Annotated in this window: 18 protein-coding genes; 17 read left to right on the top strand and 1 reads right to left on the bottom strand. The window is 67.5% G+C overall.

Annotation, left to right across the window (positions count from 1 at the left end):
* Position 1: 1 nt before the first annotated feature.
* The 16 genes from ACFYY8_RS09655 to ACFYY8_RS09730 all read left to right on the top strand — a co-directional run bounded on the left by ACFYY8_RS09655 (position 2) and on the right by ACFYY8_RS09730 (position 15,319).
* Positions 2-262, top strand: a complete 261-nt coding sequence (locus ACFYY8_RS09655) for an acyl carrier protein (RefSeq protein ID WP_390038951.1) — start codon at positions 2-4, stop codon at positions 260-262.
* A 191-nt stretch (positions 263-453) separates the two neighbouring features.
* Entirely contained in the window at positions 454-2,139 is a 1,686-nt protein-coding gene (locus tag ACFYY8_RS09660; protein ID WP_390038953.1) for an ABC transporter ATP-binding protein, read from the top strand.
* Entirely contained in the window at positions 2,136-4,112 is a 1,977-nt protein-coding gene (locus ACFYY8_RS09665) for an ABC transporter ATP-binding protein (protein WP_390038955.1), read from the top strand. The genes ACFYY8_RS09660 and ACFYY8_RS09665 overlap by 4 nt, the downstream gene beginning before the upstream one ends.
* A gap of 54 nt (positions 4,113-4,166) precedes the next feature.
* Positions 4,167-4,907 carry a 3-oxoacyl-ACP reductase FabG gene (gene fabG, locus ACFYY8_RS09670; protein ID WP_390038957.1) on the top strand — a complete coding sequence of 247 codons (741 nt, stop codon included), beginning with the start codon at positions 4,167-4,169 and terminating at the stop codon, positions 4,905-4,907.
* 51 nt (positions 4,908-4,958) lie between these two features.
* A complete protein-coding gene (locus tag ACFYY8_RS09675) occupies positions 4,959-5,168 on the top strand; it encodes an acyl-CoA carboxylase subunit epsilon (protein WP_390038959.1) in 210 nt (69 codons plus the stop codon).
* Entirely contained in the window at positions 5,165-6,358 is a 1,194-nt protein-coding gene (locus ACFYY8_RS09680; protein ID WP_390038961.1) for an MFS transporter, read from the top strand. The genes ACFYY8_RS09675 and ACFYY8_RS09680 overlap by 4 nt, the downstream gene beginning before the upstream one ends.
* On the top strand, positions 6,355-7,311 hold the full coding sequence (locus ACFYY8_RS09685; RefSeq protein WP_390038963.1) for an acyltransferase domain-containing protein: 957 nt from the start codon (positions 6,355-6,357) through the stop codon (positions 7,309-7,311). The genes ACFYY8_RS09680 and ACFYY8_RS09685 overlap by 4 nt, the downstream gene beginning before the upstream one ends.
* A gap of 75 nt (positions 7,312-7,386) precedes the next feature.
* On the top strand, positions 7,387-7,836 hold the full coding sequence (gene soxR, locus ACFYY8_RS09690; protein WP_390038965.1) for a redox-sensitive transcriptional activator SoxR: 450 nt from the start codon (positions 7,387-7,389) through the stop codon (positions 7,834-7,836).
* Between the two features lie 114 nt (positions 7,837-7,950).
* Positions 7,951-9,174, top strand: a complete 1,224-nt coding sequence (locus ACFYY8_RS09695) for a polysaccharide pyruvyl transferase family protein (RefSeq protein WP_390038968.1) — start codon at positions 7,951-7,953, stop codon at positions 9,172-9,174.
* 31 nt (positions 9,175-9,205) lie between these two features.
* Complete coding sequence (locus tag ACFYY8_RS09700; RefSeq protein ID WP_390038970.1) at positions 9,206-9,553, top strand: nuclear transport factor 2 family protein; 348 nt, start codon at positions 9,206-9,208, stop codon at positions 9,551-9,553.
* Positions 9,554-9,596: 43 nt separating this feature from the next.
* Entirely contained in the window at positions 9,597-10,526 is a 930-nt protein-coding gene (locus tag ACFYY8_RS09705) for a 3-oxoacyl-[acyl-carrier-protein] synthase III C-terminal domain-containing protein (RefSeq protein ID WP_390038972.1), read from the top strand.
* 26 nt (positions 10,527-10,552) lie between these two features.
* Positions 10,553-11,305 carry a hypothetical protein gene (locus ACFYY8_RS09710; RefSeq protein ID WP_390038974.1) on the top strand — a complete coding sequence of 251 codons (753 nt, stop codon included), beginning with the start codon at positions 10,553-10,555 and terminating at the stop codon, positions 11,303-11,305.
* 9 nt (positions 11,306-11,314) lie between these two features.
* A complete protein-coding gene (locus ACFYY8_RS09715; protein ID WP_390038976.1) occupies positions 11,315-11,812 on the top strand; it encodes a DUF4188 domain-containing protein in 498 nt (165 codons plus the stop codon).
* Positions 11,813-12,001: 189 nt separating this feature from the next.
* Entirely contained in the window at positions 12,002-13,069 is a 1,068-nt protein-coding gene (locus tag ACFYY8_RS09720) for a glucose-1-phosphate thymidylyltransferase (protein WP_390038978.1), read from the top strand.
* Entirely contained in the window at positions 13,066-14,121 is a 1,056-nt protein-coding gene (rfbB, locus tag ACFYY8_RS09725) for a dTDP-glucose 4,6-dehydratase (RefSeq protein ID WP_390038980.1), read from the top strand. The genes ACFYY8_RS09720 and rfbB overlap by 4 nt, the downstream gene beginning before the upstream one ends.
* A gap of 172 nt (positions 14,122-14,293) precedes the next feature.
* A complete protein-coding gene (locus tag ACFYY8_RS09730; RefSeq protein ID WP_390038982.1) occupies positions 14,294-15,319 on the top strand; it encodes a Gfo/Idh/MocA family protein in 1,026 nt (341 codons plus the stop codon).
* Positions 15,320-15,460: 141 nt separating this feature from the next.
* On the opposite strand, the gene ACFYY8_RS09735 is transcribed toward ACFYY8_RS09730, so the two are convergent.
* On the bottom strand, positions 15,461-16,114 hold the full coding sequence (locus ACFYY8_RS09735; protein WP_390038984.1) for an HAD family hydrolase: 654 nt from the start codon (positions 16,112-16,114) through the stop codon (positions 15,461-15,463).
* A 247-nt stretch (positions 16,115-16,361) separates the two neighbouring features.
* Between ACFYY8_RS09735 and ACFYY8_RS09740 the strand changes: the two genes are divergently transcribed.
* Complete coding sequence (locus ACFYY8_RS09740; protein WP_390039071.1) at positions 16,362-17,456, top strand: nucleotide disphospho-sugar-binding domain-containing protein; 1,095 nt, start codon at positions 16,362-16,364, stop codon at positions 17,454-17,456.
* Positions 17,457-17,458: the final 2 nt, after the last annotated feature.

Consider the following 17,458-nt stretch of genomic DNA (forward strand, 5'->3'; position numbering starts at 1 on the left):
CATGGCTGTTCTGACCGACGAGGTACGTGAGAAGGTCAAGGAAATCGTCTGTGACGTCCTTTCCCTGGAGAGCGACGATGTCACCGAGACGAGTCTGTTCGTCGAGGACCATGAGGCCGACTCGATGCAGGCGATCGAGATTCTGGCGTCTTTGGAAATCAATTTCAATGTGACGGTCGACCAGTCCGAACTTGAGCGTATGGTCAACCTGGCCGGTGTCTACGAGGTGCTCAAGGGCTGCCTGGCCGACCCGGCCGCCTGACCGGAGGCGGGCCGCGTCGCCCTCGGTGACGCGGCCGGACGGGTGTCCAAGGCGGAGCAGTTGACTTGAACCTGGCTTCAAGTTGCATGGTCAAGATGTCATCGGTCCTCTATGGGCCGCGGCTTCCGACCTTGGGAGGTCGAGTGCTCTTCAAACTCATGCGTTTATATCTGCGCCCATACCGGTCCTCCTTGATCGCGCTCGTCGCCTTGCAGTTCCTGTCGGTGGTCGGCATGCTCCTCATGCCCACGTTGAACGCCGAGATCATCAACAACGGCGTGATCAAGGGGGACACCGACTACATCCTGTGGCTCGGTGGCGTCATGCTCGGCGTGACGGTGCTGCAGGTGATAGCCACGGCAGGTCCCGTCTACTTCGGTGCCCGTGCCGCCCTCGCCCTGGGGCGCGACATCAGGGCCGCCATCTTCGACCGGGTGCAGGACTTCTCAGTTCGTGAGCTCGGGCGGTTCGGCACCCCGTCGTTGATCACTCGTACGACCAACGACGTCCAGCAGGTTCAGATGGTGGCGTTGCTGGCGTTCACGATGATGGTGACGGCACCCCTGATCTGCGTGGCGGGGACGGTGCTGGCCCTGCGTCAGAGCGTGCCGCTGTCGGCGGTGCTGCTGTTCAGCCTGCCCTCCATGATGGTGATGTTCACATTGATCATCCGGCGGATGCGTCCGCTGTTCCGCCGGATGCAGAGCCGTATCGACGAGGCGAACCGGGTACTGCGCGAGCAGATCGCCGGAGTCCGGGTCATCCGGGCCTTCGTCCGTGACGTCCCGGAGCGAGCCCGTTTCAAGGCGGTCAACAGCGATCTGCGTGTGCTGGGCATCGGCACCGGCTGGCTGATCGCGATGATGTACCCGCTGGTGATGCTGCTGACCAACATCTCCAGCGTCGCCGTGCTGTGGTTCGGCGGTTACATGATCGATGGAGGCTCGCTGTCGGTGGGCTCGCTGTCGGCGTTCATGAACTACCTGCAGCTGATCATGGGCTCGACGATGCTGGCGACCTTCATGTTCATGATGGTCCCGCGCGCCGAGGTCTGCGCCGAGCGGATTCAGGAGGTGCTCGACACCGAGACCAGCGTGGTCCCGTCGGCGGATCCGGTCCGCACGGTGCCCCGTCCCGGCCTGCTGGAACTGCGCGGGGCGGCCTTCGGTTACCCCGGGGCTGAGGAGCCGGTGCTGTCCGGCATCGATCTCGTCGCCCAGCCCGGGGAGATGCTCGCCGTGGTCGGCAGCACCGGCAGCGGTAAGACCACCCTGCTCAATCTCGTTCCCCGACTCGCCGACGTGACCGCGGGCACCGTGCTGGTCGGCGGGACCGACGTCCGCGACCTGGACCCGGCCACCCTTTCGGCAGAGGTCGGGATGGTGCCGCAACGGCCGTACCTCTTCTCCGGCACCATCGCCTCCAACCTGCGGTACGGGCGGCCGGACGCCACCGACGAGGAGCTGTGGCACGCGCTGGAGGTCGCCCAGGCCGGCGACTTCGTCAGGCAGTTGTCCGGCGGGCTAGAGGCCGAGATCTCCCAGGGCGGCACCAATCTCTCAGGCGGGCAGCGGCAGCGAATCGCGATAGCCCGTACGCTCGTCCGCCGTCCCCACATCTACCTGTTCGACGACTCCTTCTCCGCCCTCGACTACACCACGGACGCGGCACTGCGCACGGCGCTGGCGGAGGAGACCACCGAGGCCACCGTCGTGATCGTCGCCCAGCGGGTGAGCACGATCCGTGACGCGGACCGCATCGTCGTCCTTGACCAGGGACGGGTCGTCGGCGTCGGCACCCACAGGGAGCTGCTGGAGAGCAACCCGACCTACCAGGAGATCGTGTTCTCCCAACTGTCCGAGCGGGAGGCGGCGTGACCACGGTGGGCAAGTCCAAGAACGAGGCGTCGCCCGCGTCCTCCCCAGGAGGGGTCGTGCCTCGCGGCCCCGCCGCCCTCATGAACGGCCCGCAGCTCGAGCGGTCGCGCAACGCGCTCCGCACCGCGCGGCGGGTGTTGAACCTGTTGAGGCCCGAGCGGCTGCTGGTGGTGCTCATCACGACCTCGGTCGCCCTGGGCGTGCTGCTCACCCTGGTGGGGCCCCGTGTGCTCGGCAGGGCCACGGACCTGATCTTCGCCGGGGTGCTCGGCCGGAGTCTTCCCCCGGGAATCACCCGGGAGCAGGCGCTGGCCCAGCTGCGGCAGCAGGGGCAGAGCGCCAGGGCGGACATGATTGAGCGGATCGACGTGGTTCCCGGTCACGGGATCGACTTCGGTCAGGTCGGCCGGGTGCTGTTGCTGGCCCTGGCCGTCTACGCGGCCGTGACCGCCCTCACCCTGCTGGCCGGCAGGCTGACCAGCGTCATCGTGCAGCGGGCGATCTTCAGGCTGCGCGAGCAGGCGCAGGCCAAACTGTCCCGGCTGCCGCTCGGCTACTACGACGGGCGACCGCTCGGTGAGGTGCTGAGCCGGGTCACCAACGATGTCGACAATCTCGCGCAGTCTCTGCAACAGACGCTCAACCAGGTCCTGACCGTCATGCTGACCATAGTCGGCCTGCTCGCGATGATGTTCGTGATCTCGCCGTTGCTGGCGGCGATCGCCCTGGTGACGCTGCCGTTCGTGCTCTGGGTGAACGCCCGTATCGGCGCGCTCGCCAAGCCTCAGTTCCTCACGCAGTGGGGAGCGACCGGCAAGCTCAACGGCCATATCGAGGAGATGTACACGGGCCACTCGCTGGTGACGCTGTTCGGCCGCAAGGAGGAGTCGGCCCAGGTCTTTCGGGAGCACAACGAGAAGCTCTACCAGGCCGCCTACAAGGCCCAGATCATCTCCGGGATGGCCCGTCCCGCCACGATGTTCATCGGCAACCTCAACTACATCGTCATCGCGGTCGTCGGCGGCCTGGGCGTCATCTCCGGGACGATCACCCTCGGTGGCGTGCAGGCGTTCATCCAGTACTCCCAGTTGTTCACCCAGCAGTTCAACCAGGTGGCGGGGATGACAGGACTGATTCAGTCCGGCCTGGCCTCGGCGGAGCGCATCTTCGAACTGCTGGACGAGACCGAACAGGAGCCCGACCCGCGTGAACCGCGGCGGGTCGCCGAAGCACGCGGGCGAGTTGAGTTCCAGAACGTGTCTTTCCAGTACAAGCCGGACGTCCCGCTGATCGAGAACCTGTCGCTCACCGTGGAACCGGGGCAGATGGCGGCGATCGTCGGCCCTACCGGTGCGGGCAAGACGACGCTGGTCAACCTGCTCATGCGGTTCTTCGAGCTCGGCTCGGGCCGGATCCTGCTGGACGGAGTGGACATCGCTGAGATGGACCGCGAAGACCTGCGGTCCAAGACCGGCATGGTTCTGCAGGATCCCTGGCTGTTCCAGGGGACGATCGCCGAGAACATCGCCTACGGCGCCCGCGACGCCACCCACGAGCAGATCGTGACGGCGGCACGGGCCACCTATGTGGACCATCTCGTGCGCACACTGCCCGCAGGGTACGAAACGCTCCTCGACGAGGAGGGAACCGGCATAAGCGCGGGGGAGAAGCAACTGATCACGATCGCCCGCGCCTTCATCGCCAATCCCGCGATCCTCGTCCTGGACGAGGCCACCAGTTCGGTGGACACCCGTACCGAGCTGCTGGTCCAGCGGGCGATGAACTCTCTGCGCGAGGGACGGACCAGTTTCGTGATCGCGCATCGCCTGTCCACCATCCGGGAGGCCGACGTCATCTTGATGATGGAGGCCGGTCGCATCGTCGAGCAGGGCACGCACGACGAGCTGCTCGCGGCCGACGGAGCGTACGCCCGACTGTACGCGGCCCAGTTCGCCCAGCCCGTCACCGACTGAGGCCCGGTACCCGAAGCCCCGCCCCGATCCACCGTTACCTTAAGGAGTCCGTTCATGCCTGACAGCAGCCCGGGTGTCGTTCTGGTCAGCGGGGGATCCCGGGGCATCGGCCGTGCCACGGTTCTGCGTTTCGCCCGGCAGGGGGCGCAGGTCGCCTTCTGCTACCGGTCCAACAAGACCGCCGCCGCCGACCTGGAGAAGGAGGCGGCGGAGCTGGGCGGCCGAGCGGTGGCCACCGAGGTCGATGTGACCGACGCCGACGCCGTACGCGGCTGGGTGGCCGAGACCGAGGCGCGAGTCGGCCCCCTCGGCACGGTCGTGACCTCGGCGGGGATCGTCCGGGACGGCCCGTTGCTCAGGATGCCCGACGAGGACTGGCACCAGGTCGTCGACGTCAACCTCAGCGGCATGTACAACGTCTGCCGTTCGGTGATCTTCCCGATGATGAAGCGCAAGTCGGGAAGCCTGGTCAACATCTCGTCGGTGTCCGGGGTGTTCGGCAACCCCACCCAGTGCAACTACTCAGCGGCCAAGTCCGGGATCATCGGCTTCACCCGGGCGTTGGCCAAGGAGGTCGGGAAGTACGGCATCCGCGCCAACGTGGTCGCTCCCGGTCTCATCGAGACGGACATGACCGCCGACCTTTCCGGCAAACGCCGGCAGGAGGCCCTGTCCGCGATCCCGCTGGGCCGGTTCGGCAGTTCGGAGGAGGTCGCCGACGCGGTCGTCTATCTGGCAGGCGCGTCGTACATCACCGGATCGGTACTCCAGGTGGACGGCGGGATAGTGATCTGACGCGGGACCGCACGCACAAGTGAACAGTGGAGGGGGGACAGGGTGCAGGACGTGGTCTTTCGCATCGAGAAGGGACGGCCGACGGCCGAGGAACTGGCCGCGCTGATCTCGGTACTGACCGCCTGGTCCGCGAGGCGGGGAACCGCGACCGGCTCCGCGCGCGTACGGCACGCGCTAAGCCGGTCCGGCTGGAACCGCGGGGAACACCGTGTCGCGGCCTTCCGTGACCCGCGTAGCTGGCGGGTGGTGACCTCCGGATGACGTCCACCGTTCCCGCGGCTCCGGTCCGTGACCGGTGGGGTCTCCTGGCGGTCCTTTCCGGCAACATGCTCATCGACGCCCTGGAGGTGTCGGTGGCGATCGTCGCCCTTCCCGCGATCGGCCATGACCTGCGTGTCGATGACGCCGTGGCGCAGTGGGTCGTCGGCGGGTTCGCGCTCGGTTTCGGTGGCCTGCTCGTCGCGGGCCGCCGGGCCGTCGCCCGCTGGGGGGAGCGTCGCGTCTACCTGGTCGCGCTGCTGGTGTTCGCGGTGGTCTCCGCGGTGGGCGCCGCGGCGACCTCCATCGCCGTGCTGGTCCTCGCCCGAGTGGTCAAGGGCGCCTGCGTCGCGCTCACCGCCCCGACCGGGCTGGCCGTCATCGGCCGGGCCTTTCCCGAGGGCGAGGCCCGCAACCGCGCGATCTCGGTCTACAGCTCATTCGGGGCCTGTGGATTCTCCGCGGGGCTGCTGCTGTCCGGCCTGGTCACGCAGGTGGACTGGCGGTGGACGTTCCTGTTTCCCGCACCGGTCGCACTGGTGCTGTTCCTGTTCGGCGTGCGGCTGATTCCAGGGCGCGCCGGAGATACGAGCGTCCCGGCGGGCGGACGTGGCCTGCCGGTGAGCCGCGGGCTGCTGCGGTCGGCACTCGGCGCCGCGGCCCTCAACGGCTCGTTCTGGGGCCTGCTCGTCACGTGCACCTTCCGGCTACAGGACGGGCTCGGCTGGACGCCGTTGCAGGCAGGGGTGGCCTTGCTGCCCGCGAGCCTGCCGGTGGCGCTGACGGCCCCGTTCTCCGGCCGGCTGGTCGGCCGCTTCGGCACGAGAGGGCCGATCGCCCTGGGGGCCGCGCTGCTGCCGATCGGATACCTGTCGGTGTGGCGTTTCCGAGGTGATCGACCGGATCTCCTCACGGAGTACGCGGTCGGCGTTCTGCCCGCTCTGCTGATCGTCGGAGGGGGGTTCGCGTTGTGCTTCTCCGCCCTGCACATGCAAGCGCTCAGCGGGCTTCGCGCTGCGGAACACGGGATGGCCACCGCTCTGTATCAGAGCGCGGTACAGCTCGGCGGAGTCCTGGTGCTCGCTCTCGTCACGGTTCCCGCGTTCTCCCCTTTGGGGGTCGTCACGGCTGTCGGCCTTCTGGGCTTCCTCGTCGCGCTCACCGGAATCATCGCCGAGAGGAGAACTCTATGAACAGCGAGGTGTGGGTTTTTTCCGGACACGGCTCGCAGTGGCCCGGCATGGGCCGTGAGCTGCTGGAGGAGCCGGCGTTCGCCAAGGTGATCGATGCCCTGGAGCCGATCTTCCTGCGAGAGGTCGGCTTCTCCCCCCGGCGGGTGCTGACCGAGGGGAGTCTTGACCGCGTCGACCGGGTCCAGACGATGATCTTCGCGATGCAGGTCGGTCTGGTGGAACTCCTGCGCGAGCAGGGCGCCGAACCCGCCGCCGTCATCGGCCACTCGGTGGGAGAGATAGCCGCGGCGGTGACGGCCGGTGCGCTGTCGATCGAGGACGGCGCCCGGCTGATCTGCCGACGGTCGCTGCTCCTGCGCCGGGTGGCGGGGCAGGGCGCCATGGTGATGGTTACCCTGCCGTTCGACGAGGTGGAACGGCGGCTGACCGGCCATGCCGACGCGGCGGCCGTCATCGCGTCGGCGCCTGCCGCGACCGTTGTGGCGGGCTCTCCCCAGGTGATCGGGCAACTGACCCGCTCCTGGAAGGAGGAGGGGATCGGGACGTTCCATCTGGCTTCGGACGTGGCCTTCCACAGCTCCCACATGGATCCGTTGCTCAACGACCTGTTGGCGGCCACGGCCGATCTGGCACCCCGCGCCTACGAGGTGCCGGTCTACTCGACGGCACTGCCCGATCCGCGGACCACACCCGCCGCGGACGGCGCGTACTGGGCGGCGAACCTGCGCAACCCGGTGCGGCTGGTGGCGGCTGTCTCGGCCGCCGTGGCCGACGGCCACCGGAGATTCCTGGAGATCTCACCGCATCCGGTGGTGGCCCACTCCATCGCCAGGACCCTCACGGAGCTGGGGGTGGAGGACGGAGTCGTCATCGGCACGCTGCGGCGGAACAAGCCTCAGATGCAGGCACTCGATTCGGCGTTGAAGACCCTCGCGGCGCGTGCGACGAGTTGATCGGCACCCACTGACGCGGGCCACCGCGTAAGAGCCGCTCACGCAGTGAGCGGAACAATGGTTCTCCCCATTTGCATGAGCTATCGTCAAGCTGTGGAGCTGACGGTCGGAGAATTGTCCAGGCGTAGCGGTGTGGCCACCTCCACCCTGCGCTTCTACGAACGCAAGAAGCTCATAGCCAGTCGCCGCACGGCGGGCAATCAACGACGTTACTCGCGTGACACTCTTCGCAGGGTGGCCTTTATCCGCGCGTCCCAGCAGCTGGGGACCTCTCTTGCGGAGATCAGCTTCTACCTGTCCATCCTTCCCGAGGGACGTACGCCGACGAAGGAAGACTGGGCCAAGCTGTCGGAATGCTACCAAAAAGACCTGAACGGTCGAATCCAGCGTCTTGAGTGGCTCCGCGACCGGCTCGCCGGATGCATCGGCTGCGGTTGCCTGTCCCTGGGACTGTGCAAGCTGGTCAACCCGGACGACTATCTCGGGGAAAACGCCTCGGGGGCGCGCAAACTCTATGAGCCGTGATCGGGGCACATAATCTTAATATAGTGAAAACGTAGCGGGCGGCCTATTGTGCCATTCCGGGTTTGTCGAAGAAGCTGATGGTGAAAATTCGACGACGCGTACCCGGGAGTGTGAATGAGCTCTAAAAATCGCCCGCTTTACTATTTGGTCTCGACCGCGGGAATCCCGAACCTGGGTGACGAGCTCATCGCCGCCACCTGGTTGAGGTACCTCGCCGAGACCGCTCCCGACGCGGACGTGGTGCTCGACTGCGTCGATCCGGCCGGCGTCGTCGCCATGCTGGGCGGAGTCCATCCCCGGCTGCGCACGATGTCCGTCCTGTGGCAGATCTGCTTCCGGAACTGGTCGGAGGGGGTGCGCACACAGGGGATAGCGGAGTCCTTGGTGGCCGATCCGTCCCTGGCCGGCGACCTCAGGGAAGGGGTCGAGCTGCTCCGGCGGGCCGATGTGGTGCACCTGACCGGCGGGGGCTTCCTCAACGGCATCTGGCCGGCGTTCGTCGGTCTTCTGGCCGGTATAGCGACGGCGACCGAACACTCCGGCGGAGTCTCCGCGGTCACCGGGGTCGGTCTGTACCCGGCCATCGCCGGGGCGGGTGATCTCGTGGTCGACCTGGCTTCTCGGTTCTCCGTGGCGGATGTGCGGGACGAGGCCTCCGCCGGTCTGCTCGGCGAGCACGGCCGTTACTCGTGTGACGACGTGTTTCTCTCCCCGGGCGCGTGGCTCGGCGAACCGAGGGGGGAGACGCCCGAGGTGATGGTCTCCATTCAGTCCACCCGCCCCCCCAGCACCCTGTTCCCGCCGGCTTCGGCGCTGGAGGGCGAGGCGCGCCTCTCCCGGGAGGAACAGGCGCGCGCGGTCCGTTCCGATCAGGGGATGGGCATGCTCGTCGGTTTTTTCGCCAAGACACTGGCCGAATGGGGTGTGCGGGACATCGGGCTGATCGAGTGCTGGCCGGACGTGGACAGGAGGGCGTTGGACCTGGCGGGAAGTCTCGCTCCGAACGTCCGGCGTTACACGCTGGATGAGGTTCTGCGCGACGGTTTTCCCGCCGCGCCCGGACAGACGTGGCTGTCCACCCGGTTCCATCCGCATCTGTTCGCGGCGGCGGCCGGTGCGTCGGGTGTCGCGGTCAACCTGATGAAGGGCTACTACGACACCAAGCACAGATCGCTCATCGAGCAGGGGTCGAGTTGGAGCCTGGCTCATTACCGGCCTTTCTCACGACGACAGGAAATACCGGAGCGTCCGACGTCCGGCGGTTTCACAAAGGAGTCGCTGGCCGTTCTCCGCGCGAGGAAACTCCTGGTGGCGGAGCAAATATACGGCGGAAGGTAGATCCGGTCCGCTGGATCCGGAAGGGATTTCCATGGGTGCCGATCACAGAAATAAAGTCGAGAGATACATCTCAATCTGGAACCTGCCGGACGAGGACCGAAGGGCAAGAATGGAGGAGGTCTTCACCGAGGACGTCTTCTACGCCGACCCGACCGTCGTCACCCGTGGCCGTGCGGAGCTGACCGAATACATCGGTCGTACCGCACGGCGTTTCGAGGGGATGCGGTTCAGCGTTCCGGGCCCCGTCGACGGTCACCACGATCAGGTGCGTTTCGTGTGGCACTGCGGTGCGCCGGGCAAGGGGCCCGTCATCACCGGATTCGACGTCGCTCTGTTCGATGGCGATCACATTAAGGCGATATATGGCTTCTTTGACTGATATCGACCGATCTGCTCTGGACTCGGTGGTCACTCTTGACGCGGTGGAGTCTTTCTTCCCCGAACGAGTGGTGACAGTGGAGGAGCGGGCGGCACAGCTTGAGCTGAACCCGGCGCAGACTCACATGTTCCGCCGGATCCAGGGGCTGGACCGTATGCACTACGACCCCGACCTGAGCCTGCACGACCTGGTGTTGCCACCCGCGCGGGAGATCCTGTCGCGGACGGATCCACACTCCGTGCGCTACCTGATGTACTGCCAGGCCTTCCAGGGGGTCGCCCGTACGGCGTCGGACACGGCCCAGGAGATCAAGCACCTGCTGGGGCTGGAGCGTGCGACGGCCTTCACGCTCACCCAGCAGAACTGCGCCATCCCGCTGTCGGCCATCGACATGGCCGGGGCACTGCTGCGGGCCGAGGCCACCCCGGGGGCACAGGTCCTCGTGGTGACAGGTGACAAGCCCCGCTATCGGGGGGCGCAGCTGGTCGGGAACACCTGCATGGTCGCGGACGGCGCCGCCTCCTGCCTGATCTCCCTCGACGGCCCGGGGGCCGTGGTCCGCTCCTTCGCGACCGCGGCCAAGGGCGAATACTCCGACGGGATGAGCATGACCGCCGAACGGGCCAGGGCATCGGCCGAGGCGCGCCCCCACAACCTGCTCGAAGTGATGAACGAGGCCGTCCGGCGGGCGGGATGCACGCTGGACGACCTCCAGATGATCATTCCAACGAACCCGAACACCACGTACTGGGTGGAGACCATCAAGGACGAGGAGCTGCGCGGCAGGTTCTTCGTTGACAACGTGCCCCGCTACAGTCACTGCCTCGCCGCGGACGTCTTCATCAACTACGTGACGTTGCGCGAGGAGAAGCGCTTCGAACCCGGTCGTCCCGCGATGTTCATCGGGATCGGGATCGGGATGACGTTCTCCGCCATGGTCTTCACCCCGCCTCCGGACACAGGAGTCTCCTGACAATGGCTCTTCGACTACGGACCGCGGTGGCGGTGAACGGGTACGGACGCGGCGCGAACCAGAATCAGACATCCCATGCGAATCTGATCGACCGGCTGGTCGAGCGCGCTTCGCTGGCCGCGTTCGGCCCTGACCTGGCGCTGCTCACCTACGCGGTGCCCGACGATTTCCCTTACAAGACCGTCTCGACCTACCTGAACACGGTGACAGGCGGTAAGGCGCACAGCGTCGCGCTCTCCGGGCAGGGGCTGGGCGCCCCCTTCACCGCGTTGCGTGTCGCGAGCGCGTACGAGCGGACCGGCCAGAGCCTGAGATCGCTGGTCGCGGTCGTCGAATGCGCCACGCCCGCGGACGCCGACCGGCCGGAGCCCGCGGAGGTGGACTCGGGGGTGCTGCTGGCATTCGACGGGCAACCCGGTACGGGGGTTGTCGACACGGTGTACTTGTTCGACCGGCCCCAAGAACTGGCGTCCCGGTTGGCCGAGCTTGTGCCGGAAAGCGGGCGGCTGCTCGTGGTGCTGGGTCCGGGAGGGGATCCGGCGGTTGTGCCGGACAGCGGCTCGGATCTGCATCGTGCCGCGGCCGGAAGCTACTGCACCAGCGTGTGGCTGGCCCTGGCGCGCCATTGGGCCGTGTGGGAGGGCGTGTATCCCGTGGTCGCGCTCTGCGACACAGATCCTGTCTCCGGAACCAGTCACCTCGCCGTGCTGAGGAATCCGGGCGACGGCGTACGGCACCGGGACGGCGGCGCGGCAGCCCGCACGGCCACTGCTATCTAGGAGCCCGAAATGGGAGAAAAGGTTCGTAACGGACGTTTTAGTGTCAAAAACGATGATGAGATCGTGCTATTCCTTGTCGGGATCCGCATCAACAAAATACGAGCCGTTCGCCAGTGGCTTCCGATGATCACCGCGATGAAGCCGATGTTGCGTGAGGCGAGCGCGGACAAGGACAGCGGCCTGCTGGGCTACCGCATCCAGTTCCACGGACTGCGAGAGATGGTCGTGATCCAGTACTGGCGCAGCACGGAAGAGCTCATGAGGTTCGCGCACGGAGAGACGCACCGCCGGGTGTGGAAAGAGTTCTACCGCGTGGCCACAGCCGGCGCCGCGGCCGGGCTCTGGCACGAGACCTACGTCGTACCGCCGGGCCGCTACGAGGCGATCTACGGCATGGTGCCGCCGCTTGGGCTGGCCACCGTACGCGAGCTGGTGCCGGTCGGCCGTCGCAACGACAGCGCCGCGACCCGGCTCGGCGAGACCGGGCCCAAGGACCGGCGGCAGTAGCACACGCACGGCAGAGCGGTCCGCGCCTGGCGGTCCTGTGTCGCCGGCCGTTTTCCGCCGCACGGGACAGGCCGGGCCGCGGCCGTACGAGCGGCCCGGCGACCCGCGCCTTCGACACACCACGTGCTTCAGACAGACCGAACTGGAACGGACCTCAACTTCTAGGAACAACAGGTCTGAAAGGTCATCATGAAAGCGCTTGTACTCGCGGGCGGCACCGGTTCCCGGCTGCGCCCGTTCAGCCATACCACGCCCAAGCAGCTTGTCCCCGTCGCCAACAAACCGGTGCTGTTCCACGGCCTGGAGTCGCTGCGCGCGGCGGGGATCACCGATATCGGCCTCATCGTCAACGCCTCCGGCACGGCCATCCGTACAGCGGTGGGGGACGGGTCCGCCTTCGGGGTCGAGGTCACCTACATCCCGCAGGACGAACCCAGGGGATTGGCGCACTGCGTCATGATCGCGCGGGATTTCCTGGCCGACGACGACTTCGTGATGTATCTCGGCGACAACGTCTTCGCCGAGGGCATCGCCGGACCGGTGGCGCAGTTCCAGACCGAGCGACCGGCCGCCCAGCTGGTGCTGGTGAAGATAGCCGACCCCTCCGAGTACGGCGTCGCCGAGCTTGACTCCTCCGGCCGGATCGTCGGCCTGCAGGAGAAGCCGGCACGGCCACGTAGCGACCTCGCCGTGACGGGCGCCTATCTTTTCTCTCCGCAGATCCATGACGCGGTCCGCAGGATCCGGCCGAGCCGGCGCAACGAACTGGAGATCACCGACGCCGTCCAGTGGCTCGTTGAGCAAGGACGTGACGTACGCGCGCACATCTGCACCGGTTACTGGAAGGACTCAGGAAACGTCACCGACCTGCTCGACTGCAACAGGGCGTTGCTGGAGAAGCTCACACCCGGCGTCCGGGGCACGGTGGATCCGCTCACCCAAATCGGTGCCTCGGTGGTCATCGAAGCCGGGGCGACGGTGACGGCGTCCCGGATCGACGGACCGGCGATCATCGGCAGCGGTACCGCGGTCAAGAACAGCTACATCGGACCGTACACCGCGATCGGCAGCGGCTGTTTGGTCGAGGACGCGGGGGTCGAGGACTCGATCATGCTGGATCGGTCGTCGATCCGGGGCGTTCGCTCCGTCAAGGGGTCCCTCATCGGCCGGGAGGCCGACGTCCGGCAGGGACGGCAGGAAGTACGCGTACATCACCTGGTCGTGGGTGACGACAGCCTCGTCGAGGTGCCCGCGTGAGGCTGCTGGTCACCGGCGGCGCCGGCTTCATCGGATCCACCTATGTCCGTGACCTGCTCGACGGCCGCTACGCCGGGTCGCCGCAGGACGTCCGGGTCACCGTACTGGACGCGCTGACCTACGCGGGCAGCCTCGCCGGCCTGCCCGTGGGGGATCCGCGCCTCACCTTCGTGGAAGGCGACGTGTGCGACGCGCGACTGCTCGCCGACCTGCTGCCCGGCCACGACGCGGTCGTCCATTTCGCGGCTGAGTCGCATGTCGACCGCTCGCTGGAGAACGCGGCGCCGTTCGTCATGACCAACGTCGTCGGCACCCAGACGCTGCTGGAGGCGTGTCGGCACGCGGGAGTGGAACGCGTCGTACACGTCTCCACCGACGAGGTGTACGGCTCCATCCCGTACGGGTCGTGGACGGAGGAGACCCCGCTGGCGCCCAACTCCCCGTACTCGGCGTCGAAGGCCGCCAGCGACCTGTTCGCGCGAGCCTACTGGCGTACTCACAAGGTGGCGGTCTCCGTCACCAGGTGTTGCAACAACTACGGGCCCTACCAGTTCGTCGAGAAGGTCATCCCGCTTTTCGTCACCAACCTGATCGACGGCGGTGACGTTCCGCTCTACGGCGACGGTCACCACGTGCGCGAGTGGCTGCACGTGGCGGACCACTGCAGGGCGATCCACCTCGTCCTCACCCAAGGACGGGCCGGGGAGGTCTACAACATCGGAGGCGGTACCGAGCTGACCAACCTTCAGCTGACCGAGCGCCTGCTGGAACTGTGCGGCGCCGGCTGGGAGCGTGTGCGCCGAGTACCGGACCGCAAGGCGCACGACGAGCGTTACTCCCTGGACAGCACCAAGATCAGGCAGGAGCTCGGGTTCGAGCCTGAGATCTCCTTCGAACAGGGGATCGCGGCCGTGGTGGACTGGTACCGCGAGAACCGCCGGTGGTGGCAGAAAGGAAGGGGCCGTCAGTCTTCACCGGGACGCGATGGCGGTTCCGAGCCCGACGGCATCGTCCCGGTGCCGGAGAGACCGACCGCGGAACACCGCGCCTGACGACTTCACCGGGTGCCGCGCCGCCGTCCAACGTCGGCCTCGCGCGCCCGGCCCCCCTCCGGCAGGAGGCGGCCGGAGAACGTCTCGCGGGAGACCTGAAAGCGATGAAGTCCTACTGGGAGGTTGCCGTATGGAAACTGTCCGCGGGTTTCCGGATCAGCGGCGAGGCAGGGTGGGACCGGCCGCCGGATCCGCCCGTGCCGCTGAGGACGCCGCGCCGGTCCGGTTGGGCGTCCTGGGATGCGCCTCGATCGCCTGGCGGCGGATGCTGCCCGCCCTGGCCGGGCGGCCGGAGGTGGAGCTGGTCGCGATCGCGAGCCGGGAACTGGCGAAGGCGGAGCGCTTCAGCGAGCGGTTCGGAGGAGAGGCGGTGGAAGGCTACGAGCGCCTGCTCGCCCGCGACGACATCGAGGCCGTCTACATCCCGCTACCGCTCACGCTGCACGCCGAGTGGGTCGAGCGGTCACTGCGGGCGAACCTGCACGTGCTCTGCGAGAAACCGCTGACCGGCGACCTGGCGGACAGCGAGCGCCTGGTCAAACTGGCGGATGAGCTGGGCCTGACGCTCATGGAGAGCCTCATGTTCGTACGGCACTCCCAGCATCGCGCGGTTCGCGAGATCATCGATGCCGGGGTGATCGGGGAGATCCTCAGCCTGACGGCTGAGTTCGCCTTTCCCTCAAAACCGTCGGGGGACATGCGCCACCACCCCGTAGGAGGCGGTGCCCTCGCCGAGATCGGCGTGTATCCGATCCGTACCGCACTGCTCTACCTGGGGGATCGGCTCGACGTCCTGGGCGCCGGCATGCGCCGGGAGCCGCGCCTGGGCGTCGACCTGTCGGGAGCGGCGCTGCTGGCCACCCCGGACGGTATCCCCGCCCACCTGACCTGGGGCATGGAGCACGCCTACCGGTCGGCGTACGAGATCTGGGGCAGCGTCGGACGGGTGGTCGTGGAATGGGCCTACACCCTGCCCGCCACGCACGCCCCGGTGATTCGGATCGAAACGCAGGGCAGGGAGGAGCGACGCACGTTGGCGCCGGACGACCAGTTCGGGAATGTGCTCACCGCCTTCGCCCGCGCGATACGCACCGGCGAGGACGACGGCCTTCAGCGGGAGGAGATCCTCCGGCTGGCGGCGCTGCTGGACAGGATCCGCGCCCACGCCGTGGCGCCACCGGGCGGCGATGACGAGTGACGCCCATGAGCCCGTCCTCGAACACCACCGTGAACAGGAGCGGCAGCGGTGGTTCGTCCGGTCGCGCCGCCGGACGCGGCCTCCCTCCCGCGCCGTCGAGACATCGCCCGGCGGCGACGCGGATGTGGTGAAAGCCCGGCTTCAGGACTTCCGGTCCCCGAGCCTCTCGCGGAGGGAGTCCAGAGAGGTGAAAAGGTGTCCCCCCATGCCCATCGCCTCAGCGGCGTGGACGTTCTCGGCGCGGTCGTCGATGAAGACGGTCTCCGACGGTTGAACGCCGAGCGCCTTCAGACACCAGGCGTAGGCGTCCGGCTCGGGCTTGGCATGGCGGATGTGGCAGGAGAAGCCCCGCACTTCGAACGCGTCGAGCCAGGGATGGCGCCGTTCGAAGTGGGCCGCCAGGTCCGCGGGGATGTTCGACAGCAGGGCGAGCCGCACGCGGGAGCTCATGCCTGTGACGTAGTCGACCATTTCCTCGTCCACCTCGCTCCAGCTCTCCAGGTCCGCCGTGACCAGTCTCTCGATCTGGCCGTCGTCGAAGTGGGTCCCGACGGCGCGGGCTACGGCCTGCCAGTACTCCAGGGAGGAGCTGTCATCGCGGTCATAGGGCGGTCGCAGGTCCCAGTAGGCCCTCCAGAACTCGGGGCTCGACAGGCCGGCCGCGTTTTCGATCGCCGTCAGTCCCCTCCGGGACTGATGCCTGGCGATGACCCCGAACAGGTCGAAGACGAGTATGGGCATGTCGGCTCCTCGGAAGGTCTCGGCCGCGATCCCGATGCGGCGTAAGAAGATCACGGGTACAGGTTCCATGATCCCAACGCGGTGTAGGAGGATTCACGCGTACGGGTTTCACGCGGAACCGGCACCTTCGCGTGGAAGCCCCGCACGCCGGTGCGTCGTTCACCAAGGCCGTCCGAACGCGGTCCGAAGCCCCGCTCGTCGTCCTCTCGATCCGAGTGGAACCTCCCTGTGACGTGACCTGGAAAGGCGTGACATGCGAGTACTGTTCACGACCGCACCACTGGTCGGGCACTTCTTTCCGATGGTTCCTCTCGCGTGGGCGTTTCGGTGTATGGGGGACGAGGTGCTGGTGGCGACGGCCGTCGAAGCCTTCGGCGGGACCGTCACCCAGGCCGGGCTGCCTGTGAGCGTGGTCTCGCGGGCCATCGGCCCGGAGGAGTACCCCCGTGTGAGCGCCGCCGGCCTTCCCGGGGATCCGCTTGAGGCCGGCCTGGCCGCGAGCGGTCGAGGCTGGGGAGCCCTGGCGGCCAGAGCGGTCAAGGACATGGGCGAACTCGTCGACTCGTATCTGCCCGATCTCGTCATCAGTGAGCCCGGGGAGTTCGCGGGCCGGATCGCCGCGGCCGAACGCGGCCTGCCGTGGGTGGAGCACAGCTGGGCTCTGCCTTTCCCCCCGGGATACACGGCGGCGGCAGGCTCGTCGCTTTCCACGGAGTTGAGCCGCCTGGGCTTGGCGGACCTGCCGGCGCCGGTCGCGACCGTCCATCCTTCACCACCCAGCCTGTGGCCGGACGCCGAAGCCGACGCCATCGCGATGCGCTACGTGCCCTACAACGGCCAGGCCGTCTTCTCCGACAGGAACTTCGTCAAGAGCGCCTCCCCCCGCGTGCTGATCACCTTCGGCAGCCTCCAGCTCAAGTACGGTGACGGGCAGGTCTCCACGCTGGTGACGGAGCTGGTGGAACGGCTCACGGGCATCGGCTGCGAACTCGTCCTCGGCATGGACGGCGCTCTCGTCCCCGGCCTGCGGCCCCTGCCTGCGGGGGTGCTCCACGTGGGATGGACGCCGCTGAACCTGGTCCTCGCCGACTGTGACCTGGTCATCCACCACGGAGGCTCGGGCACGTCCATGACGGCGGCGGCCTTCGGCCTGCCCCAGTTGACCCTTCCCCAGGCGACGGACCAGTTCATCACCTCTGGGCGCCTGGCCGCCCATGGCACGGCGATCAGACTGGAGCCGGAGCGCTGTTCCTCCGCCCAGTGTCTCGACGCGGCCGTGCGCCTGCTCGACGACCCCTCCTACCGGACAGGAGCCAGGGCCCTCGCTCGTGAGCTCGCCGATCTGCCGAGCCCCGCGGCCGTCGCCGAGGGGCTACGACGAAGAGTCGCGATCTAGAG

This window comes from Streptosporangium sp. NPDC001559 (assembly GCF_042893955.1).
Taxonomy (GTDB): Bacteria; Actinomycetota; Actinomycetes; order Streptosporangiales; family Streptosporangiaceae; genus Streptosporangium.

Excerpts from the sequence above, each read along its gene's own strand:
- ACFYY8_RS09655 (WP_390038951.1), top strand. The coding sequence starts at position 2 with ATGGCTGTTCTGACCGACGAGGTACGTGAGAAGGTCAAGGAAATCGTC.
- fabG (WP_390038957.1), top strand. The coding sequence starts at position 4,167 with ATGCCTGACAGCAGCCCGGGTGTCGTTCTGGTCAGCGGGGGATCCCGG.
- ACFYY8_RS09680 (WP_390038961.1), top strand. The coding sequence starts at position 5,165 with ATGACGTCCACCGTTCCCGCGGCTCCGGTCCGTGACCGGTGGGGTCTC.
- ACFYY8_RS09685 (WP_390038963.1), top strand. The coding sequence starts at position 6,355 with ATGAACAGCGAGGTGTGGGTTTTTTCCGGACACGGCTCGCAGTGGCCC.
- soxR (WP_390038965.1), top strand. The coding sequence starts at position 7,387 with ATGAGCTATCGTCAAGCTGTGGAGCTGACGGTCGGAGAATTGTCCAGG.
- ACFYY8_RS09695 (WP_390038968.1), top strand. The coding sequence starts at position 7,951 with ATGAGCTCTAAAAATCGCCCGCTTTACTATTTGGTCTCGACCGCGGGA.
- ACFYY8_RS09700 (WP_390038970.1), top strand. The coding sequence starts at position 9,206 with ATGGGTGCCGATCACAGAAATAAAGTCGAGAGATACATCTCAATCTGG.
- ACFYY8_RS09715 (WP_390038976.1), top strand. The coding sequence starts at position 11,315 with ATGGGAGAAAAGGTTCGTAACGGACGTTTTAGTGTCAAAAACGATGAT.
- ACFYY8_RS09720 (WP_390038978.1), top strand. The coding sequence starts at position 12,002 with ATGAAAGCGCTTGTACTCGCGGGCGGCACCGGTTCCCGGCTGCGCCCG.
- ACFYY8_RS09740 (WP_390039071.1), top strand. The coding sequence starts at position 16,362 with ATGGTTCCTCTCGCGTGGGCGTTTCGGTGTATGGGGGACGAGGTGCTG.